Consider the following 24398-nt stretch of genomic DNA (forward strand, 5'->3'; position numbering starts at 1 on the left):
AGAGCTACATATAACGTTGCTAGAAATCTTTTAGTTTCCATACTTTAGTATATTCATTGAAAATGAATCTCTCAAAATGAAATTGTTGTCCATCTTTGAAAAAATCTATTTCATACGTTGTGCCATCAGGAAATAAAGCTCCTTGCTGTTCGTATGTTTTTAATATATTTATATAAAACTCCGGCCTCTTCATCTTTAGAAACACACTAAACTGTTCTTCTTGCTGTTCTGGCAAAAAGTACTTACTTGCAAGTTCGTAGTCCTCTTCTTCCATAGCAGTAATGAAAAGTTGTAATGTTTCCTCTGGGGTAGTTCCTCCGTATGTATCATTTTTGTAAAGATTTGTGATTCGCTCACCTTCTTTTTCCAAAGCTTTTAGTGAATCCCTAAGTTCCCTATCTTGCGCACGATACGGTGCCTCAACTTTCCACGACTGGTAGTAATTGGCTACGAACAATGCTGCCCATGCGCCAATAACTACAGCGATGAGCCATACCCACCACTTGCCAGAAAACCCTTCTAGAAAGTCATATTTCATATTTGAATACTATCATATTGCAATACGACAATATATAGAATTCTATGCAGTAAGTACCCCTATTTCTTACCCTTCTTAAGTGGTTTGAGTGTTTCTAAATCAAGCGTTTCATCTATACGGATTTGGCTGACAAATTCTGGGACGTGAGAAACTAATATCATAGCGCCTTCATATTCATCTAATGCCTTCGCGATAATAGGTAAATGGCGAAAGTTAATGTGGTTTGTAGGTTCATCTAAAATAAGAAGATTCGGTTTTAAAAGTACCAGTTGGGCAAATGCTACCAACCCCTTTTGTCCTTCAGAGAGACTCCCCACCTTTGAATACATTATGTCCGCTGTAATTAAGAACCCTGCCGCAACACTGCGCATGTGGTGTTCGTCAGGTTTTGGCATTGCTGATTCAAGCGTCTTGTACACAGTCTCATCAAAATTGAGCGTCGAGAAATCCTGTCGATAGTACCCGACATTCACTCCAGAAGCGATAATTGCTCCCTCTTCAGTATTATTAGCCAAACGTTCAAGCAGTGTACTTTTGCCAATACCGTTTGGTCCAGTAAGAAGAAGGTGTTTATTTCTTACAAGAGAGATTTCAGCAGCGCGCTCTTGCGGCTTATTGTCTTTCATTACGAGCACAGAGTTGATATGTAGAATCTCCCCTATTGGGCGCTCTCTCATTTCAATAGCAAATGGTCGGATTGTCTTATCTTCGCGCCGTACGTCTACCTTTGACTCTTCAGCTTCTGCCGCACTTTCACGCATTCGTTTCGCAACCATACGCATGTTTCCACCCTTATTTGCGAAGAAGTTAGCCTTGTCTTTTTTTTCTTTGATAATCTTCTCAGCCTGCGCATTCTTACGGCGTTCTTTTTCTACTCGTACAGTAATATCACGCACTACGTCTTTATAGTTACCAACGTACTGTTCTACCTTACGGGTAAATATATCAAGGTACAAAACACCCTGTGTAAATGCATTCAAAAAATCTGCGTCGTGGGAAATGACAATAACTGTCTTCTTGTAGTCGATTAGGAACTTTTCTAGGTGAGCAATGCCCTCTTTATCTAAATTGTTCGTCGGCTCATCAAGGAGAAGTAGGTCAGGTTTTTGAATAAGTGCTGAAGCCAATAGAAGTCGTGCTTGCTGCCCACCTGAAAACTCTTTTACTTTCTTTTCTTTATCAGCATGTAAATTAACTACTTCAAGGATGTCGTCAATTCGTGGGTCAATATCGTACACCTTCTTTTTAAAACTTCTCTCAAAGAACTCTCGTACTGAAAGCTCTAATTGCTCACGTGGTATTACTTGTCGTGCTATCGCTACAGAGAGGTTCGGTGCTATTTGTATGACGCCATCTTCTGGTTCAGATGCTCTTGTAATAAGCGAGAAGAGTGTACTTTTACCAGCCCCATTTTGACCCATAAGCGTAATCTTAGAACCACGACGCACAGTAAAACCAACCTCATCGAGTATGGGTTTTGTAGAGCTGTGTTCAAACGACACGGTATCAAATCTCACTATTACTTCTCCTCTTTCTGACATACAAAATAAAAAAGGCACCACACGGGCACTCGTTAGGACTAGAGAATACTGTATATATGACAGTAACACAACTACTCTATATGCACAGAATGTTGAATGCAAGAAAACCCTTAAAACAATAACGTTTTAAGGGTTTTCTAAAATAGTGTGGTAAGGGAAAAGCCCCAAGCGCTTGCGCGCTTGGGGCTTATTCCCTAATCCTAATTAACCATAGAAGTTAATTAGTGTAATCAAGCTAACTCGATTACGAAGGATTTACGTGAGTTTGACCGAATAGGTCTCCCTTGAACACGTTGTCGGCTTCCGAGTAGTTTGTAGTACCCGTTCCAACACTAAATCCTAGATCAGCTGCGGTTGAGTCATCAAGCCATGCTTGAATCGTGTCCCCGTCTGTTGCCAAGCCTGAAGCATCTGCGTACACGTAAATGTACTCGAATCCTCCAGCAGGAACAGTAAGTTCAGCTGTACTAAAGTCGAATGCTACAGCTGATGTTGCGATTGCACCAGAGTCAAGAGTGTTTCCATCCTTGTCTTTGATTGTAATCGTTTCATCAAGAGCTGCACCGCCATCGTTACCTGAGAACTGAATCTCAAGGTTGTTGGCAGTTGAAGTGTCATCGAAGCTCAGGTCTTCATCTCCTGGGTTCGTAACCTTAATCTTCGCTACGAGGTAGTTAGCACTTGTTGTAAGAACTGTGCTTGCAACATCCTCGAATGCGAATACTGGGTATGCTTCATACACAGTTTGTGTAGCTGGAGTAACAGTTGTGTCATCAGGGTCAATTGCTGATCCTGAATCAAGTCCTGTACCGTCAACGTCACCTGAAGCTGCAATTGTTGCAATAACAGTTGAACCGTTAACTACCTGTGTACCGTCAATGTTGTTCAATACAACCTTAACTGTAACAAGTACCTTATCGTCAGCTGGAACAACAAGTGTTCCGTCTGTGAAGAATACTTCTGCTGTGTTCTGACCACCAGTTACTTCTCCTAACTTGGTTGAACCATTGTAGAAGATGTACTTTGCAACTGCGTTGTCAGTACCAGTGCTTGTAAGCTTAATGCTGTCGATGTCTACATCTTCAACATTGTTTGCTGCAAGACGGAAGACTGCTACAGTCTGCTCGCTTGTGGTGTCGTCAAGAATCAATGATGCGTCTGGTGATGTAGAGTCTACTGTAAGAGTTACATCTCCTGAAGCTGCAACAGTCATAACCTGTCCTGAACCTGTTGGGCTAACTGAAACAGTTGAACCTGAGTTCAGACCTACGGCTGTAACCGCACTAATTGATACTTGGTGTGTACCACTAGATGCAGATGATGAAAGGTCTAGTATTACTGCAATTTCCACTGATGTGTTCTTTGCAACAGTAATGTGCGTGTCAAGAGGCATTGCCAATGTAACTGCACCAGTTGAACCTGTCATTTGTTCTGCGTCTGCTACACGAGTTTCGTACTTGTCACCACGAACTGAGTCGTTAGTTGAACCACCTGTAAGGTTTGCCCAAATTTCAACGTTGTCTAGGTGTGTACCAGTTGATGTTGCTGCTGTTGAAGCAACAGTAACCGCTGTAACACGTACATCTTCTCCTGAGTTGGCTGCGTCAAGGTTAGCAGTTGCAAAGACGAAGTCTGTTGCACCTGGAACGACTGAACGAGCTGCAGGTTGTGTAAGTGTTGTTGCTGACAATGCAGCAGATTGAACTGTCATTGTGTTTCCAGTAGCTGTTGTGCCAGGGATTGTAACAGTGTCACCAGTTACATCACCAGTTGCGTCACTCCATCCTGAAGGGTTGGCATTGATCACAATTGTGTCCCCATTCGCCCATGACGAATCTAGATAACCTCTAACGTACAGAGTAGTAACTCCTGTTGGGAAGCTAATGCTGCTGAATGTCATTGTACCTGTAGTACTTGCTCCTGTTGCGTCAACTGGACCTGCAAGAACAGAACCGTTTTGGTCAACAAGAGTAACGTTGTCAAGATCAGTTCCGACTGGGCTTCCTCCTACTTGACCGATTGTAGCTGTCATAACTAGAGTTTGAACCGTAATTGGTTCTCCCTTGATATCAACAGTAAATGCCCCTAGAAGTTCATCAGAAGTCTGGATAGCAACGTTAGCTGCTGGAGCTGCACTACTCTTTGATACTGAGTTAAATGTACCTGCTGAGATAGTAACTACGTTAGCATCATACACAGGGCTCGTTGCGCTGAAGTTTGAACCAACTGCTGGTGTAAGTCCGTATCCGTAAGTCTCGCCAGTTAGGTTGATATCAGTCATCTTGTAGACGTCAAACGCAATGTTTCGGTTTGTACCTCCGATGATGTCACCCTTAACAACGATCTCCTTTGAGAGACCTTCTTTAATAACAATTCCTGAACCAAAGTTCACTACGTAATAGTCACCCATTACAGTTGGAGTGTATGCAACACCATCTACATACGCCATCACATTGTTGATGTCTGAAGTTGATGCTGAACCGCTCTGGTCAAATCGTACTGAGTGAAGACGTACATCTTCCTGTGAACCTGCTGTCAACTTGATAGCAGTAAAGGTGTAGTTGGTTGTACCAATTTCCTTTGTTGCTGTTGAAGCTGGGTCTTCTACGCCACGAGCTGCAGTTACGCTACCGATTGCAAGAGTTGCGTTAGTAGTGTGTGATGCACCTGTGATTGGAAGTGAACCTGCAACAGTTGCTGAAGTGTTAACTGCTACAACTGAAAGTGTTCCCACTTCACCTGCGTAGGCGTCAAGGCTTGCTGCCATGTTACCTGCAACAGTAAATGTGCGAGTTTCACCTGCATTCAAGGTAACTGCCTCACCAACGTTTGCTTGGTCGTTTGAGTTAAGTACTCGAGCTGTTCCAAGCTGGATCCCGTTTTGGTCAAGAAGAACTACTCCGGCAAATACCGAGTTGTTCAAAAGTCCTCCACGTTGCACAGTCACGTTGTTGATTGTCTGTGCTGTTCCACTGTTGTTTGTAACAGTGAACTTAGTGAAAGGAACACGTGCTGCTCCTTCAACTGCAAGACCATTAGCTGGCTGTGCTGCTGCTGCAACAGTAATTCCTGTTCCTGTAGGAACAGTTGTACCTGTGCCAGTTCCTGTTCCAGTACCTGTGCTAGTGCTCATTGCGTTAGCTGCAGAACGTGTGATAGGACCCCAGTAACCTGCTACTGGCGTAATGCCCTTAGCTGACTGGAAAGCCTTAACTGCTGCTTGAGTTCGTGAACCAAAGTAGTCAGTTTCGTTACCAGGTGAACCTGCTCCTGTTGCTGAAACGGCAAATCCGTTTGCGTTTAGGAACTTCTGAATGTCCATAACTTCTCCACCTTGGTCACCTAGTTCGTGTGTAAGGGTGAAATTGTATGAACCTGTTGTGGTTGTTGAACCACCTGTCATTCCTGCAAGCTGTGCTTGTAGAGATGAGATTGTTGCAAGCAATGATGCAATTTGTGCTGTTAGATCTTCAACTGATTGCGCCTGTGCCGGTGTGACAAAAGCGAAAGAGAAAACCATAGCAACTCCAACTGCTGCTGCTGCAACTTTGTTTGTTGTTAATGCAATACTCATAATTATTTAATTAATGTAACGTCATGTATTAAATGTGACGTTACAGCTTATAGACCTTTTGTGACTACGAACGTCCCGGCTACCCGGGGAACCCCCCGGTCTGTAAAAGGCCCGGAGACGTTCATAGCTGCAATACTGATTTGTCGACCAAATCAATTTCGCACTTTTCATCCGCACATCTTTTTTACAAGATGCACAGGCGTTAACTTTTCCATTCTATAAGAACAACAAATTACTACTAATAAAATATGTAATGGCGTTATTCTTGAAACTTCGAGTTAACTTTACTTTTAATTGCCATCTTGCCACCACCATTGATTTCGACACGGTGATGTATGCAAGTTAGCGAACTATATTTAAGTCTGAATGTCTGACATACAGAAAGCCCTTGTGCGAACACATGGGGTACGGAACATTGCTTCAAAATTCTGAAAATCTTATCTATAAATAGTAGACGAGTTACCGCGCTAATACTTACGTTTAAGAGACATCCTGCGAATGCAGGAAACTAGTTTATTCTAGTATTTTATTGTCAAAGAACACACAGAGTCAACACACAAGTGCATAGACTCCACCCCCACATTATATATTGCTTAGCCAAGTGAGCAATAAACCATAGCTGGTAATGTGGATAGCGAACAAAACCTTATTGAGCATCTTTTGCAACATACTCGTACGTCAAAGCGACCGCATGTTTTGGGCGGCTTTTGTTCTTGGCTTTAACGTGGGGCAATACTACTATTTTATGCAGTAAAGTCAATAAAAAACACCCTTTTGGGGTGCCTTTATTCAATCACTTTTCTATACCAAATTGGACACTATTTTCACCACGTTTCGCTTATACAACCAAAGAATAGGTCGTCCAGCGCTTTGAACCCTCCTTCTTTACCACATTATCGTGTACTAATGATTGCAGTTCTCGCTGAATTGTCTTTTCACTACAATCAGAAACCTCTGCTGCAATGTCCTTTATGTGAATAGGGCTCTTCTTAGTAATCACATCCAAAATAGCCATCCGCCGACTAGTAACACGTCGCTTTGACTTCAAAGATTGTGGGCGTTTATCCTTTTGCTGTTTAATGTCCTTTAAAGATTCTATGTCCGTAATAGTGTCCTTTATACTTTTGTCCTTTAGAGTTTTTGTTGTTTGTCCTTTAGAAGTTTGCTCTCTAGATTCAGAAGATGAAGGTGCAAGGAAATCATCTTCGTTTAACTCAATACTTTCAGACGCACTTCCCTGTTCTGATTTTGAAAGGAATCGTACAAGATCAGCGTACGCATACTTAAGTACACCTAAGTTCATCTCTGAAATATAGCCAGATGCATGAGCGATATCAAGAAGTGAAAGTAATTGTCGCACGTGTGCTGAAATTGCATCTACGGAATCAGGGCCAGTGCTTTGAAAGCCTTCGCGCAAGCTCATTACCATCGGCAGTAGATACTGGGCAGATTCACGGATATTCTCACGGACACTTTCGCTTTGTGGAACAAAATTTGTTACCAAATGAGTGGCGAGCACAAGACGTTCAACTTTCTTGTAGGCTATTTCTGCAGCACGGTTTTGTCCGAAAGGACTCACGGACATATTTGCATCCAGAGAAATACCTTCATAATTGATGGGCTTATATACTGCTTTATTGTCCTTTATAGTCATAGTAATGTCCATTATATAAAGGACAAATTGTTATAGACAATGTCCTTTATATGCATGTCCGTAAAGATGTCCTTTACGTTATGTCCATAATAGGTTTATGTCCGTTAAAGTCAAGGGTTCGTACATTGTAATGAGATTGTGTCTTATAGACACATCCCCACAATCGAAACTCATCAAACACTCTGTTTGTCGGCATGAAAGTATCCTTATGTGCACGAACTACTCTGTACGCTATATGGTATTATTGATTGATAATTCAATATATTAGATAGACATCATGATGGCAGTACGAACACGAAAGAAACCTATGGCTAAAAAGTCAAAGCCAAAAAGGGAAACGAAACGCGCGCGGCGTCGAAAGGAAGAAGAGTTTGAAGAAGAAGACTCACTGGGTCTTCCAATTCAATCTGAAACACTCAGAGGAGTGTGGGCAGTTTTTGCTATTGCAGCAGCTGTATTTTTTACTCTTGCATGGTTTGATGTTGCCGGTAAAGTCGGAACCACATTGTACATTTGGCTTTCTGCCTTCTTTGGGGTCGGCTATGTTCTTGTGCCGATTTCTTTTGCGATGATAGCGGTAGTTTTGTTTCGTTCACTTGAACATGAACGTATCGGCACACTAAAAATTGTAGGGACCGGCATCTTCTTTCTTAGTGGTCTTGGGCTTGTGGAAACTTTGTTCCCGAGCCGTGGTGGCCTTATTGGACAACTTATTTCTGCACCACTTACGTACGCGGTGGATACTATTGCAACAATAGTTGTACTTCTTTCTTTAATTGTTATCTCACTACTCATTGCCTTCGATGCTCATCCGCAACATGCCTTCCCTACTATCTCTCGTTTGTGGAAACGCGAACGGGACGAAGAAGAGGAAGAGCAAGTGCTTGAAGATGAAGAAGAAGCGGTTATCGAATCTGGTACCGCTCGTGCAGAAGCTGAAGCAGAAGATGCAGACGAGGTCGAAGAGGAACACGTTGAGGAGCCTAAAAAAAGTGGCGGCATATTTAACTTCGGAGGAACTGATGAACCGAACCCAGCTATATTTAACTTCGCAGCTGGAAGCAACGGAACGTATTCTCCTCCTCCCCTTTCACTTCTACAGAAAGATAGAGGAAAGCCTTCAGTGGGCGATGTAAAAGCAAGTGCAAATACTATTAAACGAACACTCCAGAACTTTGGTATTAGTGTAGAAATGGATGAAGTGTCCATCGGTCCGACAGTAACACAATACGCAATGAAGCCAGCAGAAGGAGTGCGCCTCGCAAAAATCATGAGCTTGCAGAGCAACTTAGAACTAGCGTTAGCTGCAACACCTATTCGTATCGAGGCACCAATTCCTGGAAAAGCACTGGTAGGTATTGAAGTACCAAACACCACAAAGTCTACACTTGGTCTTGCCTCTATATTTAGTGACCACGAATTCCAAAATTCAGACAAACCACTTCTGATTGCACTTGGTCGTGATATTGCAGGAAAGCCGCACTACACGAACATTGCAAAGATGCCCCACCTTCTTATTGCTGGAGCAACAGGTGCTGGTAAGTCTGTAACGGTGCACGATATTATTGTGTCTCTTCTCTACCGAAGAGGTCCACAGGAATTACGTTTTGTTATGGTAGACCCTAAGCGAGTAGAGCTTACGATGTACAACGAGATTCCTCACCTTCTTACCCCGGTTATTACCGATCCAAAAAAGGCCATTCTTGCGCTTAAGTGGCTCGCGAAAGAGATGGATAGACGGTACGATATTCTTGAAACTGAGAAAGTACGAGACATTGCTTCGTACCACAAAAACATCTTTGAGCCTGCGCAGAAGAAAAAGAAAGACGATGATTCTGAAATGCCAGAACCAATGCCATATATTGTTGCTATTGTTGATGAAATGGCAGACCTTATGACTTCGTACCCACGTGAACTCGAAGCATCTATTGTACGCCTTGCCCAAATGAGTCGTGCGGTAGGTATTCACCTTATCCTTTCAACACAACGTCCAAGTGTGCAGGTTATTACCGGACTCATTAAGGCAAACATCCCTTCACGAATTGCTCTGCAGGTATCTTCACAAATTGATTCGCGAACGATTCTCGACATGGGAGGTGCTGAAAAACTTCTTGGTGCTGGTGATATGCTCTATCTTTCAGGGGAAATGAGTAAACCCCACCGTATTCAAGCGCCGTATGTATCTGAAGAAGAAGTAAAGAGCATAGTGAAATACCTTAAAGACTCTCATGAAGACGAGCTTCCTGATAAAATCGACCTCACTGAGGTAATGCACGATAACAGTGTCTTCTCTGCAAGTGTGGGAAGTGACGATGACGATGACGACGACCTCTACGAAGAAGCGAAGCGCGTTATTATTGAAGCAGGAAAAGGCTCAACATCATTCTTACAAAGAAAGCTACGTGTCGGATACGCTCGTGCAGCACGCCTTATGGACATGCTAGAAGAACGAGGTGTTGTGGGCCCAGCTGAAGGATCGAAAGCTCGTGAAGTAATCGACCAAAGTGCAGAAACTATGCCTGAGACAGAAGAATTAGAAGATGAAACGGGAGAAGTTGAAGAAGTATACGGAGAGAGCGATGAGGAAGACACCGAAACTGAGTACGATGAAGAAGAATTAGAAGATGAAGAAAAAACTCGCTAACATCTATGCTTCCCCACCACTCAAAACTTACTAAGTACCTCTTTGCAGCATTTGTGGTTGTATTACTTTTTTATGCGTACTTTGAGGCGCGTAATATCCTCTACGGTCCACAGATTGTATTGCAAGACGGAGAAGCAATCACTGTGCACGATGAGCTCATAGAAATAAGTGGGACCGTAAAAAACGTAGTAGAGATTACCTTAAGTGGGCGCCCAGTATTTATAGACGACACAGGACTCTTTACTGAAAAACTTCTTCTCGCGGAAGGATTAAACCGTTTTGTTTTTGAAGCACGAGATAAATTTGACCACAAAACCCAAGAAGTACTTGAAGTTGTATATCAAATCCCTACCGCAGATACCAACGAGCACGAGCAGGAAGAAACTGATACTATAAAAGAATCATTAGAATAATTGTGTATATATGAGTGCAGCAAAGAAGAAAGTAGCGAAGAAAGTGAAAAAAGTTTCGACAGCAAGCGAAACGAAAAAGAAGGACAAGACTGTAGAAAAAGCAGCAGCTCCTGCAGAGAAGAAGAGCAATACAAAGGTAGATGCAGCTATCGCAGATATAAAGAGTAAGTTCGGTGACGAAGCCATCATGATGCTGGGAGAACACGCAAAAGTTGATGTGGACGTTATTCCAACTGGTTCTATTGGTATCGACTGGGCACTTGGCATTGGAGGGCTTCCACGCGGACGTATTATTGAGGTATACGGACCAGAGTCTTCCGGTAAGACTACCCTCTCTCTACACGCTATAGCTGAGGCTCAGAAGCTAGGTGGTGTATGTGCCTTCGTAGATGCTGAGCATGCTCTTGACCCAGTGTACGCAAAAAAGCTCGGTGTAAAAACCCAAGACCTCCTTATTGCACAACCAGACACAGGAGAACAGGCACTTGAGATTGTAGAAAGCTTGGTTCGCTCAGGAAATATCGATATTATCGTTGTTGACTCTGTTGCAGCCCTTACGCCAAAAGATGAGATCGAGGGAGATATGGGTGCACACCAAATGGGAAAACAAGCTCGCCTTATGTCGCAAGCAATGCGTAAACTGACTGCTATTTCTGCAAAAAGTAAGACGGTGATTATTTTCATCAACCAAGTTCGCATGAAAATAGGAATGGTCTTTGGTAATCCAGAAACAACAACTGGTGGTAAGGCTCTAAAATTCTATAGTTCTGTACGAATTGATATCCGACGTATTGCACAGATTAAAAAAGGTACTGAAATCATGGGAGGACGCCACCGTGTGAAGATTGTGAAGAACAAGGTTGCTGCACCATTCCGCACTGCTGAATTTGACCTCCTCTACAATGAAGGTATCTCGCGTGAAGGTGAGCTTTTAGCGCTTGGAGAGAAAATGGGGGTTATCGAAAAATCGGGAGCATCATACAAGTTTGATGACATTGCACTGGGTCGTGGGTATGATGCCGCACGTACCTATTTGCATGAAAATAAGAAAGTGGCGAGTGCTGTTCTTAAAGAAATTAAGGGCAAACTCAAAGACGCTGTCTAAATAAATGCACACGTAAGCCTTTTTAAACGCCTCAATTAATTGAGGCGTTTAAAATTTTACTTATTACTCCCAAAACCGTATAATCCCTCACAATATGCTTTCATATACAGAAGTAAAACCAGGAGTGCTTATTATTTTAGATGGTGATCCGTTTGAAGTTATGGCAACCAGCGGTGTCGTTAAGAAACAGCGACAAAAGCCTCACAACACTGCAAAAATGAAGAACTTACGCAGTGGTTCTACAGTTGAAAAAACCTATACTCAGGCAGATAAAATAATTGAAGCAGATATTTCGATTCGGGAGATACAGTTTATCTACGAGAACCGCGGAGAGATTATGTTCGCTGATCCAAACAATCCAAAAGATCGCTTTTCTCTTCCTGAGGAGCTCATTGGAGAAAAACTAAACTACATACGTGAAAAAGACATCGTAGAGGCTAAAGTATTTGAAGATGACATTATTGGTCTTCGTGTTCCTATTAAAGTTGAACTGGAAGTAATCGAGGCACCACCTAACATACGAGGAAATACCTCGGCTGGCGGAAACAAAGTGGTGACACTAGAAACTGGCCTTAACGTTACTACCCCACTCTTTATAGAAGCTGGTGACACTATTCGCGTAAATACGGAGACTGGAGAATACGTTGAACGAGTCTAGGACCTTCCTTAACTTAGGACATCCGATGTCCTAAGTTCAGAGATGTGTATAGGTAAAGAACGAATAAACCGCCAAAGTGCTGTGCACTTTGGCGGTTTATTCGTTCGTATAGGTTTTTTCTTCTTAGATTTACTTAATGATGTAGGGTAGAAGCCCCATTTCACGTGCCCGCTTTATAGCAGTTGTGACGTCACGCTGATGCTTTGCAGTAAGGTTTGTCTGTGCACGTGACTTAATGCGCCCGTGTGGGTTTAGGAATTGCTTTAGTACGTCGGCGTCTTTATAGTCGATATACTTTATTCCGTTTTGTGAAAAATAATCTGCTGTCATAAGCTCGTGCATAATACACTTTTACTGGGCGTTTTCAAGGGGTTTTGACTTTTTTAAATGATAGCTCAATACATCTAATTTTGCAGTTTTAGATGCAATTCAAGGCGTGTAAACAAAAACGTCCGAGCCGTATGGAAATACGGTGAGGACGTTTTTGTGCAACACAACGCTGAAGTGCGCTGCATAAGTTCTTGGTCGCTCGTACTAAATCGCTTCGCTCCTAAGTACGCCGACATAAGTTCAGGATTGGCGCTTTGCCTTACAAAGCTCTGTCCTTCACCTTAAAAGGGGATGTCGTCTGGGTCGATGTCTTCCTCCGGATACTCAATACCCCCACCTGCAGCTGGCGCTGTTGGTTCTGCCTTTTCGTCACCCTTGGCTGTATTTGCATTCGTAGGTGCTCCTGCAGTTCCTGGAGCGCCTCCTCGTGGACCAAACTGTACACGGTCGGCTACAACCTCTGTACGATACTTCTTTACACCGTCCTGTTCCCAACTGCGAGTTTGCATGCGCCCTTCGACAAACGCAGAGTTTCCTTTTTTTAGATATTGCGCGACAAGCTCTGCTTGGCGTCCAAATACCACGATGTTGTGATAATCAGCTTGCTCCTTCTTGTTTCCCTCTTTGTCTTTGTACACGCGATTTGTGGCAATACTGAATGTCCCTACTTGTATTCCACTTGGAAGTGCCTTTAATTCAGGATCTCGGGTTAAATTCCCGTATACCATTGCTTTGTTTATATACATACGTTATTGCTAGTTAGTTGCTCTGTATTGTATCAAAAAATGCGCCATCTGGCGCATTTGTAATTTATACTGTAGCTTCTTCTTTTTTCTCTTCTTTTTCGTCTCCAACAAGTTCTTCAATCGCTTCTTCAACTTGCTCTTCTGAAACTTCTCCACCCTCTTCTTCAGCTACCTTATGTTCGATAGTTCCAGTTGTCTTCACTTCTCGCAAAATAGTGTTTTGCTCCGTCTGAAGTTGAGCGCGTGTCTCTTCGCGTGTTGTTTTTATCAAAATGTAGCGAAGCACTTGAGCATTTATCTTCATGTCTTCCTCTTCTAGCTCAACTGCTTTTGCTGGATCCATTTCGAACTTAATCCATCCAAAGTATGCAGTTTCATACCGTGTTTTCTTACCACCGTTGTTGATGAACATTGGAAATGAAAGAGTTGTCATTTCAGGCGTTCCTTCAGTGATAAACGAACCACCACGTGCTTCAATTGCACTTCGGATCTTCGCAACTTCCCCTTCGAGGTCGTCAGCTACTACCGTAGGTAGGATGTGATATCCAAGTTCATACACTTGTACGTCTGTGGCTTCGTTGTTGTTTTCTTCTGTCATAGTGCGGTGAGAATAACACAGGCAGTAGCACTGAGCAAGGCTATTTACCAGCCAAAAAGAGGGTTTGGGTATTCTTGTATAGCTGCTCACTTACCTTCTCGAAATCTTCTCCTCGTATATCTGCTATAGCCCGTATAGTGTCAATAACAAACACTGGCTCGTTACGTTTGCCCCTGTGGGGAACCGGTGCAGCGTAGGGTGAATCGGTCTCCACAAGCATCATATCAAGCGGCACATCTCTAACTACTTCTTCGAGCTCAGATGCAAACGTAACGACTCCTGGAAACGATATATAGAAACCAAGTTCAAGATATTCTCGCGCAATCTCCTTTGTAGAGGTAAAAAAGTGACTACATCCACGGACACTGTCGCCAGACGCACCTTGATGCAAAGAAAGTATTTCAAGCACATCTTTATGTGCATCAGTGGTACCTTCTGTTGGTCGAACATGCAGCATGAGCGGTAAATCGTTCTCTGCAGCGAACACAACTTGTGCTTCAAATACCTCACGTTGTCTAATGTACACATCATCCTGAGGGGTTCTGTAATAATCGAGTCCACACTCCCCTATACCGACAACTTTATCGTTAAGAATAGATTCATATTCTTTTGCATTAAACGATTCGTTTGTGTCTGTAGGGTGCACACCAATAACCGCACCAAGAATGTTTTCATGACTTTCCTCCAGTGCAACGGCTTGTTTGCTAGTTTCGAGTGATACCCCTACTGCAAATGTCCCAACTTCGTTTTCAGCCATTCGCTTTAGAACTTCCTCCCTATCTTCATTAAATTTCTTCTCGAACAGATGCGAATGTGTGTCAATATACTTAATCATAGTATGTACTCTATCACGTACACAGTTAGTATCGAATCCTCATGTACCTCTTCATTCGGGTACTTTGAACTCAACCATTCAACTAACGCCTCATGACTCCCAATTTCCTTATACGCTGCATGCAACTCTTCTAATGTTACTTCTTTTAGTTTCCTAGCTTCTCGCGAAATAATACGAACCGGAATACGTGATTCTATAAAAACGGGTGGCTTTTGAATATCATGACTTCCATATTCTTTTATAAAACCAATGAATCCTTTTTGATTATTCGGTGGCCAAAATCTTGGGTTAGATATCGACGTACGATCACCAATCCTAAAGAAAACCTGAGGTTTCTTATCAAGAACTTCCTCATAATACTTTCGATCTTCCCCCAGCGTTTGTAGATCTAACTCAGAAAGGTACGTCGTATCTATCATTCTACTTGTTGTAATCTCCCAAAGAGATTTTCTGGCTTTTTATTCTCCAATACTGCCTCCTTAATTATTCTATTCGTCTCAGGCATAAAGGGGTTCAGTAATCTTCCAATTGCATATAACTCTAGAGTTAATTCTTGAATTAACTCCTTCCCTGCTTCAACATCAACTTTTACGAGTTTAAATGGTTCTGTTGTCGTTATTTTTTCGTCCAGTTCACCTATCTGCTTCCACACATAATCAAGCGCTTGATCCATTCTAAAGTTCTCGATTGTCTCAGTATATTCTTTAGAAAATCCAACTACCTCAGGGCGCTCAACTGCAACGTCTAAATGAGTTTCTGCTAACTTCATAATACGTGCAGTGAGGTTTCCTATACCATTAACCAAATCAGCTGTGTACCATTCATCAAGACGCTCCCACGTAACATCTGAATCATCAACAGGGTGCACATGCCGGAGCAGCATAAAACGCGTTGCGTCAGTTCCATATTTCTCTACAAGCTCAAAAGGATTGATTACATTTCCTAGTGATTTACTCATCTTTTGGCCCCCGCTGGTAATAAATCCATGATAAAAGATAGTATCGGTTGTCGGAAGCCCAGCTGAGAGTAGCATCGCCTGCCATATAATACTTTGAAATCGAATCTGGTCCTTTCCAGCAACTTGCGTTGTTTGACCATCTTCCCAAAACTTCTTGTAATTTCCTTTCTCATCATGTGGCCAACCCAGTGTCGAAATATAATTAGACAGAGCGTCAAACCATACATACATTACCTGTGACTCATCTCCGGGAGTCGGTATTCCCCAATTCATACGCGACACATCACGAGAAATACTCAAATCCTCAAGACCGTTTTTAACAAAGGCAATCGCTTCTTCACGTCGCCATTGCGGCAGTATTGATTCTGGAGCATTAAGATACTCAATAAGAGCGTCTTCATACTTATGTAATGCAAAGAAATAATTTTCTTCTTCGATTTCTTGTGGCTCCATACTTGGGTGCGCAGGACACTTACCATCAACAAGATCCGCATCCCGTAAGAACATTTCGTCACCAACGCAGTACAACCCTTTGTATGATTTTTTATATATGTCTCCCGCTGCTTCACAACGCTTCCATAGTTCAACTGCTGCAGCTTTATGCGCATCACTCGTTGTTCGTATAAAAGAATCGTTTGAGAGAGCCAAAGCGTCTTTTAATTTATTGAATTCGGCAGCAAAATGGTCGACATACTCTTGAGTATCACGCCCTGCTTCTTGTGCCTTTTGGGCTATTTTTTGCCCGTGTTCATCGGTACCAGTACTAAAAAAAACTTCTTCCTCCATAAGTCGCCAAAATCGCGCCAACGTGTCAGCTTGTACAACCTCAAGCGCAAACCCTATATGTGGGTCTGCATTTACATACGGGAGTGTTGTTGTTATGTAGCGGGGTTTACTAGCCATTTTCATGTTCAGGAATATGCCGAGCCTTTTCCAGATCGTTAAATACCTCCTGTACTCCTGCAACAATAGGTACAGCAAGCAAGATGCCGAGTATACCTGCCAGCTTCGCTCCAATCAACAACGCGAGAATAACGAGAATTGGCGGTACACCAACAACTTTTGTAACCACCAGAGGATAGATGAGATGATTTTCAAACTGCTGAATAATCAAAAAGAGTGCCACTACTACCAACGCTATAGCTGGCCCGCCGTTTACAAACGCAATAGCAACAGCAGGAATAGCCGCTAGAATTGGACCAAATACTGGGATAAGTTCCATAATTCCTGCAATTACTGCCAATACAAGAGCGTACTGAATGCCTAAAATTGAAAGACCTAAATAGGTCAAGACCCCAATGAGCACCGCAAGCAAAAACTGCCCTTGCATCCATAATCCTATTTTACGCTGTGTACGACGCCATAATCCCAACACATAGTTTTCGTGCTTGATAGGTGTCATCACCCGAAGGAACTCTTCAATTCCTTTCTCGTTAATTGCAAAATAAAATGAAAAGACAACGATGAGGAGGAAGCTTATTGCCCCACCGAATATCACACTGATAGCGGCAAGAAAGTTCCCCGAAGAAAGTCCGGAAAGGAGTGTATTGAGATCTCGTGTTGTATCGGCAAGTGAGAAATTGTTTATAAGGGAACGTGTTTCTAGTATTGCATCACCTTTTATGGCTTCTGCGGCGCCAATAGTCTCAAGGTAGGTAGGAAGTGAGGCTAGCAAAAGTGATGTTTCGTCGAGAACCGGAGGTAGTAAAAAGAATACGATACCGAAAAAAGTACCAAAAAACATGGCGTATACTACTAATACCGCTAACACACGGGGTACTTTGTACTTCATTAATCCCCGGGCCGCTGGCTCAATAGCTGACGCGATAACAATTGACGTAAGTACAATGAGCGCTAGCTCACGAAGTTGCCACAACAAAGTTGCTGCTGCCAAAACAAGCACAACCCGAATAATGGTCCCTGTAGTTATAGAGAAAGTAGCTCCATTCATGCTACAAGAATAGCACGCGTTACCAAATTTGGCGAAACGCTTTACGTGGTGACAAACGAAGTAAGCTCAGTAAGGGCGATACGCTTTTGTTCTCCAGTATCACGATCTCGCACAGTGACCGTATTGTCTCCAAGAGTATCGAAGTCTACAGTTACACAATACGGCGTACCAATTTCATCTTGACGGCGATAGCGCTTCCCTACATTCCCATTATCATCAAACATTACCTGAGGTATTGTCTCTTTCAGTTCTGAATAAATTTCACGTGCCTTTTCTACAAGTTCAGGACGATTCTTCATAAGTGGGAATACTGCAACCTTCACTGGTGCTAATTCCGGTTTCAATTTCAAAAACACACGAGTTTCGCCGTTCATTTCGTCTTCTGTGTATGCGTCTGAAAGAACTGCCATTAACAATCTCTCGACACCAAATGATGGCTCAATAACATGTGGTATAAACGGAGTACCCTCAACTGGTGTGTAGACCATCTTTTCACCACTTCCTTCCATATGACTCTTGAGATCATGGTCTGTTCGATATGCTAACCCAAGCAATTCATCAAAGCCTTTGCCTGGATAATTGTATTCGAAATCGATTGTACGCTTTGAGTAATGCGCAAGATCGCTACCTTCTACTTCAACTTCTCTTAGGTTATCACTCGAAAGTCCTAAATTACCCAAGAAGTCACGGATAGTTTCTTGCCACTTCTCAAATTCGGCTTGCCATGAATTCTCTTCAACGAAATATTCGATTTCCATCTGTTCGAATTCGCGTGTACGAAAAACAAAATCTCGTGGTGCTATCTCGTTACGAAACGCCTTACCTATTTGAGCAATACCAAACGGCAGTTTAGGACGCATAGTATCTATAACGTTCTTGAAGTTTACAAAAATACCTTGAGCAGTTTCCGGCCGAAGATAGCTTTTCATATCCCCTTGGGCACCAACTTTAGTTTCGAACATGAGGTTAAAATCTCTTTTTTCGCCAAGTGCCCCCTTACACTCTGGGCATACACTCGTGTTCTCAAGATGATCTACACGAAAACGTCTTTTGCATTTCTCGCATTCTACTAGTGGATCAGTGAACCCCGCTCCAGTATGTCCACTTACTTCCCACACTTTCTCATTCATTAAAATAGACGCATCAAGACCATGCATATCGTCTCGCTTTTCGACAAATGTATCCCACCACAATTTCTTTATATTATTCTTCAGGGTAACTCCTAATGGACCATAGTCGTATGTACCGGCTAACCCTCCATAAATATCAGACCCTTGAAAAATAAACCCTCGCCGCTTTGCCAGACTCACTATTTTTTCCATTGTTGTATTTTCTGCTTTTTCCATGAGGAAACTATACACGCTACCGTACAATCACACCATACGTGTCGGTGAAATCGACTTCGTCCAAATTCGTTGTTAATTCTGGTATTTCAATATTGATAAGAGCATCAGTGAAGTCGTCTACGCCAGTGAATTTTTGGTTCTCAACAATGGGTGGCACCTCACCGACTTGGCTTGTACTTGGTACTAATCCGATTGAGAATACAATTCTCCGTGGCGGCTGCCCCCTGAAGCCAGTGTTGGCAAACAATTTTCCGACATTCCAAGTGACAACTCCGTTATTTTCATTAAAGGTAACGTACTCTGCTGAAGGGCTCACCGTTCCAAGCCACCGTACATATGGCGGTAGCGTTGCAGTCATCTTTGCATCTTTTACAAGATTTGATGTGTTCTCTATCTCCCACAAAATTCCGTATGTCGTTTCGTTTTCTACCTTTGGCGGCAGTGGGCCTACACTTCCTAATGGGTTTTCAAAATAGAGTGCACGGCCTGTGATGCTCGTGTCTGTTTTGACTTTAACACTTTCACTGACTGTTGATTGAATTGTTTCTGGCACTGAACCTTCGGAAAGCCTCTGTCCTGCAGCGTGAAGTTCGATTTTTATAGTCGGATTCTCTGTTCCTATTAAATTCTGTATTGTTTTAGGAGATAGTCGTATTACAAAGCTTCCACTTGCACCAGCTGGTACTTGCTCAAGCACGCCACCTGTTGTTGTCTTGTCCCACAGCACGACTGAATCGATTGATCGGAAAAAGCCACGTTCAGCAGAAATGTTAAATGGATCCAAACCATCGCCGCTCAGTGTTGCTGCAATCACAACATCAGAAAGCGAAATAGCTAAATTGTTCGTCCACGTAAGTCGTATTGGAAATATCTCCCCTGCTGTCGCCACATATTCTTCGGCGGGTAGGTCGTTATAATCAAGTGTCATCCCAAGAAATGGTCGAGTCACATTAACTTCTTGTTCAAAATCTGCAAGCACAACATCAACTTTTTTTGAAGCCCTATCGCTGCGGGTTCCCGCTACAAATTTAAATACTCGCGCGTCACCTGTTTGCCCATCTAATACGCCGAGAATACGCACCGTCTTTGTCTCACCAGGCTCCATACTCCCCAACTGCCACAAGTCACCAGAACCTCTTTCAGGAGATGTTGCAGTCTCTGAAAATCCAAACGGATATGATGCACTCATAACCACATCGTCCACAACTGTTTTGGCGCGAGACGTTACCGTAGCGGTCATGTCTACCGCCTGCCCTGCTACTGCTTGCGAATTTGCATCAAGAGAGATTTCCAATGTACCAGAAGATACCAGGACCGAATGCTTTGAGTCTGCAACAAAGAGTGCACTTGAACCGCTGAGTCGGTATTCAACTGATACAGTAATATCCTGATGTTCCCCGGTACGTCCGAATAAAATACCGCGAACTGTCCCGTTTCGAGTACCTCCTGACTCAATGGTTCCGAGAGGAATTCTTTGTGTTTCCATTAGAACACTCGGGTCAGATGGCAATCGAGTTCCTGATGGGTATTCCACTATAAGATCAGCAAGTTCAAGAGTTGCACTGTTGTTATTTTGCACCGCTATTTGTAGCTCAACAACTTCCCCACCTTCAATTGTTCGTGGGCCATTTATGTCTATTTGTATCTTCTGAGCAGTTATTGTGTTCGAGCCAGATGCTAAAAAGAACACAGCAATACCCCCAGCTATAACGGTAAAAATAATCGCTGCAACCAACAAAAGGACTGACGGTGAATACATACTAAGCACTGATGTTTTTCTTTTTGTGACAAGAGGCGCCTGTGGCGGTACGTTCGCTTTTGCTGGCTCAATCCAATCGTCAGCTATCTTACGTTCAACATCACTAAGACGACGACGTGGGCGCTTTCCCGGTTGCGTTTTTCTTGAGTACATTTGATCTTTCAAACGTCCCAGTCTTCCAGGATCACTAAACTCAGGCGAAGAATCGCCTGGCTTTTCTATTCCGTCAGTATTCATTGCTAAAGTATAGCAAACTACCTACATGATGGTTCATAGCTGCCAGTTGATAGCTTCCTACAACTGACTTTCAGAAAGACCTGAATTGATGTCATCCACCATTTTATTTTCGATAATAGAAGCCTTCGTGATAGTCTCGTCACTAAAATCGTCGGTGTCGATGATTCCTTTGTACTCTGAAGTACGTGATAAGTATCCAAGCTGATACAGTACCCGAGCAACAGCAAGTATTTCGACCATCTTCCCATTTGTCTCATCAATAAGTAATGTGTCGTATGCTTTTTTAACTATGGTGAACACCTCTTTATTTTCTTCATCTGTCGGCATAACGCGCCGAACCAATGTTGCAATACGCCCAAAAATCTCAATTGCAGAAGGTGGTAGTTTCTCTTTGTGGTTATTTTCAGCACCAGTAAGACGCCAGAGTCCGCGACCACGAACAAGTGATGTGCGCGTATATGAAAGATCACCTAATGAGTACCGCAGTTTAGATGTTTCTTCTCTCACGCTTCTGGCACTGGCAAAAACCAACCCTAAATCTTCGGTTAGTAACCAAAATAACTTATCAGCGTCTTGTACATTCGCGCTACTTAAAACAAAAGCACTGGTTGTGTGAACGTCGTGTGCCATGAAATTAGCTCTTCTCTACTTCTACCAAAGTTTCTTCTTGTGTTACGCTAGCAGAAACTACCGTGTTCGTTTGAGATTCAATCTCTTCCTTATATTCAGTAACTGCTGCAATGAGCTCGGCTGGTCCGGATATTGTAACGATACCCTTATCATTTAATTCAAAACTTTGTTGTTTACGTGCTCCTTGAATTTCCCGAATCAATTCGCGGATATCTCCCTCTTTCTGTAGCTGCTTAGTTATAACCGTATCAAGCTCAACAGCTTCCTTTATTGATGTATCCACTGTTGCCACTTTCACGTTTACTTCATCTTTAATGAGCTCGAGATAATCTGGTGCGAGTTCATCTTTTATAGTCAATGCTGTAAGTGGTTGTCGAATCTTAATTTTAGCCTCTGCGCGTTTCTCTAGTGCAATAGAAACGGTTTCTCGCGCGCGACTCATTGACTCAAGTACAGCTTCTTGCGGTTCTTTTACCTGACACCAGTGTGCAAGATGCACACTTTCTGGGTCACCTGCCTGCGCAGGCAGGTCTTCTCGTTTTGTGTGTTGCCAAAGCCAGTCTGCAATAAATGGTGTAAACGGTGCACTTATTTTTGCGTATTTACGCAACACCCAACGAATTGTTGAAAGAGCCGCCTGCATATCTTGTGTATCATCGCTCTTGAGTCTATCTCTGGAACGTCGTATGTACCACGTAGATAGATCGTCTACAAAATCACCAAGTGGACGTGTTGCCCTATCAAGTTCGTACGCATCCATTGATTTGGTCACTTGAGCATGTAGCTCATGAGCGCGAGCAACAATCCACTGATCCAAAATATGTGTACTATCGCTTTTCGGGTCATGCTCAATGCTGTCTTTATATAATTCGTAGAATGAATAGACATTTGCAAGGCGCCCTATAACTTTTGAAGCAACTTGAGCAACTCCGTCTTCAGTAAACCTCATGTTTTCTGCCCTCACCCCTGTGCTAGAGAGTAGGAACAATCGCATAGCATCTGCACCGTATGCATCTATTACTTTTTTTGGGTCTGGATAATTTTGCAGTCGTTTGCTCATTTTTTTACCATCTTCTGCGAGAACAATGCCGTTAACTACCACATTACTAAATACGTTTTTCCCAAACAGCGCAGTACCTAATACATGTTGGTAATAAAACCACTTAGAAATTTGATCTTGACCTTCGGCAATGAAATCGGCAGGAATGCGTGCATTAACTACATCTTTGTTTTCGAATGGGTAATGATACGAAGCATAAGGTACTGAACCAGAGTTGAACCAAGTATCAAGCACATCTGGCACCCGCTTCATTACACCTGCGCACTCACATGGAACAGTTATTTCATCCACTACATCTTTATGTAAATCTTCGACTGTTTTCCCGCTTTCTTTTTCAAGTTCCGCTGCTGAACCGAATACTTTATCCTTATTACATTTTTCACAGCGCCATACGGGAATTGTATTAGCCCAAAAACGCTGCCTAGAGATAGACCAGTCTCGCGCACCTTCTAACCATTGCCCCCAACGTCCGTCTTTAATATGTTCTGGTGACCAATTTATGTTTTTTGCTTCCTCGAGTAGTTGGGGCTTTATTTTCTCAACAGCTACGAACCATGAGCTGGTTGCGTAGTTAATAAGTGGGGTGTCACAACGCCAACAGTGTGGATACGAGTGTTCGTATTTTTCTTTCGCAAACAGTAACTCTTTACCAGCAAGATATTTGATTACCTCTACATCGGTCGACTGATGGTCATCAATTGGCTTTACGCTGAGTCCTGCCAATTCAGTAACTTCAGGCGCAATGATACCGTCCATGCCTACATGTTTAAGCACAGGAAGATTTTCTTTTTGAGCAAGTTCGAGGTCATCGGCACCGAATGCTGGCGCAACATGTACAATTCCGGTACCGTCTTCTGTATTTACAAAATCTGTTGCATATACCTTCCATGCATTTTCTCTATTTTTAAGAGTCCCATCGCTCACGTATGAACTAAAAGGTGGCTCATATTCCAATCCAACAAGTTCGCTCCCCTTCCATTCTTTGTAATGACTAGGATTGTCCTCGCCAACAATACTTTTCGTCATGATGTATTCACCTTCATGCTCTTCTGATTTCGCGTTGATATACGCTATATCATTGCCTACAGCAAGTGCGACATTACCTGGTAATGTCCATGGCGTAGTAGTCCATGCCAACAGGTATACATCACCCGAGAGCCCTATTTTTTCTGGATTTTTTAGCTTAAATTTAGCCGTCACTGCCAAATCTTTAATATCAGCATACCCTTCAGTAACTTCCGATTGTGCAAGTGTTGTCTCACACCTTGGGCAAATATGCATTGAGCGATAGTCTTCATAGACCAACCCTTTTTCGTACAGTGTTTTAAAAGCCCACCACTCGCTTTCCATATAGCTTTTGTCCATGGTGCGATACGGATTCTCCATATCTGCCCACCGCCCAAAACGCGGGATGAATTCGTTCCAAGCTTCAGCGTATGTAAAAATCTTCTCACGACAAAGATTGTTGAATTTCACTATACCGAGTTCTTCAATCTCTTTTTTAGTAGTAGTACCAAGTTCTTTTTCAACAATGTTCTCAATCGGCAATCCATGACAGTCCCATCCCCATTGTCTTTTTACCCTAAACCCCTTCATAGTCCAATAGCGCGGCACCGCATCCTTCAAAGAGCTTCCAATGAGGTGTCCGTGATGAGGTGCTCCTGTTGCAAATGGGGGTCCGTCATAAAAAACGTAGTCGCCGTTTGGAGCTTCTTTCTCTACTGATTTATTGAAAATGTCGTTCGCATTCCAGAACTCCAACGTTTCTTCTTCGCGCAGGGCGACATCACTTTTTTTTCTATCTGAGTTATCGGACATACG

The 24398-nt window shown here is 42.8% G+C and carries 19 protein-coding genes; 4 read left to right on the forward strand and 15 right to left on the reverse strand.

All coding sequences use genetic code 11. The features are described from left to right. Positions 1 to 19 precede the first annotated feature (19 nt). The 4 genes from JXR01_02110 to JXR01_02125 all read right to left on the reverse strand — a co-directional run bounded on the left by JXR01_02110 (position 20) and on the right by JXR01_02125 (position 7307). Complete coding sequence (locus JXR01_02110) at positions 20 to 538, reverse strand: hypothetical protein (protein ID QSH39082.1); 519 nt, start codon at positions 536 to 538, stop codon at positions 20 to 22. A gap of 59 nt (positions 539 to 597) precedes the next feature. Then, complete coding sequence (locus JXR01_02115; GenBank protein QSH39083.1) at positions 598 to 2079, reverse strand: ABC-F family ATP-binding cassette domain-containing protein; 1482 nt, start codon at positions 2077 to 2079, stop codon at positions 598 to 600. A gap of 244 nt (positions 2080 to 2323) precedes the next feature. After that, positions 2324 to 5653, reverse strand: coding sequence for a peptidoglycan-binding protein (locus JXR01_02120; GenBank protein QSH39084.1), 3330 nt, complete (start codon positions 5651 to 5653; stop codon positions 2324 to 2326). 838 nt (positions 5654 to 6491) lie between these two features. Continuing rightward, a complete protein-coding gene (locus JXR01_02125) occupies positions 6492 to 7307 on the reverse strand; it encodes a hypothetical protein (GenBank protein ID QSH39085.1) in 816 nt (271 codons plus the stop codon). A gap of 277 nt (positions 7308 to 7584) precedes the next feature. Here JXR01_02125 and JXR01_02130 point away from each other — a divergent pair, with 277 nt between their 5' ends. The 4 genes from JXR01_02130 (at position 7585) to JXR01_02145 (ending at position 12127) form a co-directional block, all read left to right on the forward strand. Beyond that, the gene (locus JXR01_02130) at positions 7585 to 9951 is read left to right on the forward strand and encodes a DNA translocase FtsK 4TM domain-containing protein (GenBank protein ID QSH39086.1); all 2367 of its coding nucleotides are present in this window, start codon (positions 7585 to 7587) and stop codon (positions 9949 to 9951) included. Positions 9952 to 9956: 5 nt separating this feature from the next. Further along, a complete protein-coding gene (locus tag JXR01_02135) occupies positions 9957 to 10364 on the forward strand; it encodes a hypothetical protein (GenBank protein ID QSH39087.1) in 408 nt (135 codons plus the stop codon). A gap of 10 nt (positions 10365 to 10374) precedes the next feature. Continuing rightward, positions 10375 to 11469: a recombinase RecA gene (recA, locus tag JXR01_02140; GenBank protein ID QSH39088.1), complete on the forward strand. Its 1095-nt coding sequence runs from the start codon at positions 10375 to 10377 to the stop codon at positions 11467 to 11469. A 94-nt stretch (positions 11470 to 11563) separates the two neighbouring features. Continuing rightward, on the forward strand, positions 11564 to 12127 hold the full coding sequence (locus JXR01_02145; GenBank protein QSH39089.1) for an elongation factor P: 564 nt from the start codon (positions 11564 to 11566) through the stop codon (positions 12125 to 12127). 129 nt (positions 12128 to 12256) lie between these two features. Here the strand turns inward: JXR01_02145 and JXR01_02150 are convergent, their stop codons facing one another. The 11 genes from JXR01_02150 to JXR01_02200 form a co-directional block, all read right to left on the reverse strand. Beyond that, positions 12257 to 12457: a 30S ribosomal protein S18 gene (locus JXR01_02150; GenBank protein QSH39090.1), complete on the reverse strand. Its 201-nt coding sequence runs from the start codon at positions 12455 to 12457 to the stop codon at positions 12257 to 12259. Between the two features lie 281 nt (positions 12458 to 12738). After that, complete coding sequence (locus JXR01_02155) at positions 12739 to 13203, reverse strand: single-stranded DNA-binding protein (GenBank protein QSH39091.1); 465 nt, start codon at positions 13201 to 13203, stop codon at positions 12739 to 12741. Between the two features lie 64 nt (positions 13204 to 13267). After that, positions 13268 to 13801 carry a 30S ribosomal protein S6 gene (locus tag JXR01_02160; protein ID QSH39092.1) on the reverse strand — a complete coding sequence of 178 codons (534 nt, stop codon included), beginning with the start codon at positions 13799 to 13801 and terminating at the stop codon, positions 13268 to 13270. Positions 13802 to 13841: 40 nt separating this feature from the next. Then, the gene (locus tag JXR01_02165) at positions 13842 to 14636 is read right to left on the reverse strand and encodes a TatD family hydrolase (GenBank protein QSH39093.1); all 795 of its coding nucleotides are present in this window, start codon (positions 14634 to 14636) and stop codon (positions 13842 to 13844) included. Then, positions 14633 to 15055: a hypothetical protein gene (locus JXR01_02170; protein QSH39094.1), complete on the reverse strand. Its 423-nt coding sequence runs from the start codon at positions 15053 to 15055 to the stop codon at positions 14633 to 14635. The genes JXR01_02165 and JXR01_02170 overlap by 4 nt, the downstream gene beginning before the upstream one ends. Beyond that, entirely contained in the window at positions 15052 to 16503 is a 1452-nt protein-coding gene (locus JXR01_02175) for a methionine--tRNA ligase (GenBank protein QSH39095.1), read from the reverse strand. Before JXR01_02175 ends, JXR01_02170 begins: the two co-directional genes overlap by 4 nt. Beyond that, the gene (locus JXR01_02180) at positions 16490 to 17545 is read right to left on the reverse strand and encodes an AI-2E family transporter (GenBank protein QSH39096.1); all 1056 of its coding nucleotides are present in this window, start codon (positions 17543 to 17545) and stop codon (positions 16490 to 16492) included. Before JXR01_02180 ends, JXR01_02175 begins: the two co-directional genes overlap by 14 nt. 41 nt (positions 17546 to 17586) lie before the next feature. Then, the gene (locus JXR01_02185; GenBank protein ID QSH39097.1) at positions 17587 to 18891 is read right to left on the reverse strand and encodes a glycine--tRNA ligase; all 1305 of its coding nucleotides are present in this window, start codon (positions 18889 to 18891) and stop codon (positions 17587 to 17589) included. A gap of 16 nt (positions 18892 to 18907) precedes the next feature. Beyond that, complete coding sequence (locus JXR01_02190; protein QSH39098.1) at positions 18908 to 20887, reverse strand: hypothetical protein; 1980 nt, start codon at positions 20885 to 20887, stop codon at positions 18908 to 18910. Between the two features lie 57 nt (positions 20888 to 20944). Further along, positions 20945 to 21517, reverse strand: a complete 573-nt coding sequence (locus JXR01_02195) for a recombination protein O N-terminal domain-containing protein (GenBank protein ID QSH39099.1) — start codon at positions 21515 to 21517, stop codon at positions 20945 to 20947. Between the two features lie 4 nt (positions 21518 to 21521). Beyond that, a complete protein-coding gene (locus tag JXR01_02200) occupies positions 21522 to 24395 on the reverse strand; it encodes an isoleucine--tRNA ligase (GenBank protein QSH39100.1) in 2874 nt (957 codons plus the stop codon). Between the last annotated feature and the right edge of the window lie 3 nt (positions 24396 to 24398).

Source organism: Candidatus Kaiserbacteria bacterium, assembly GCA_017134395.1.
Classification (GTDB): Bacteria; Patescibacteriota; Minisyncoccia; order Phycocordibacterales; family UBA2100; genus UBA2100.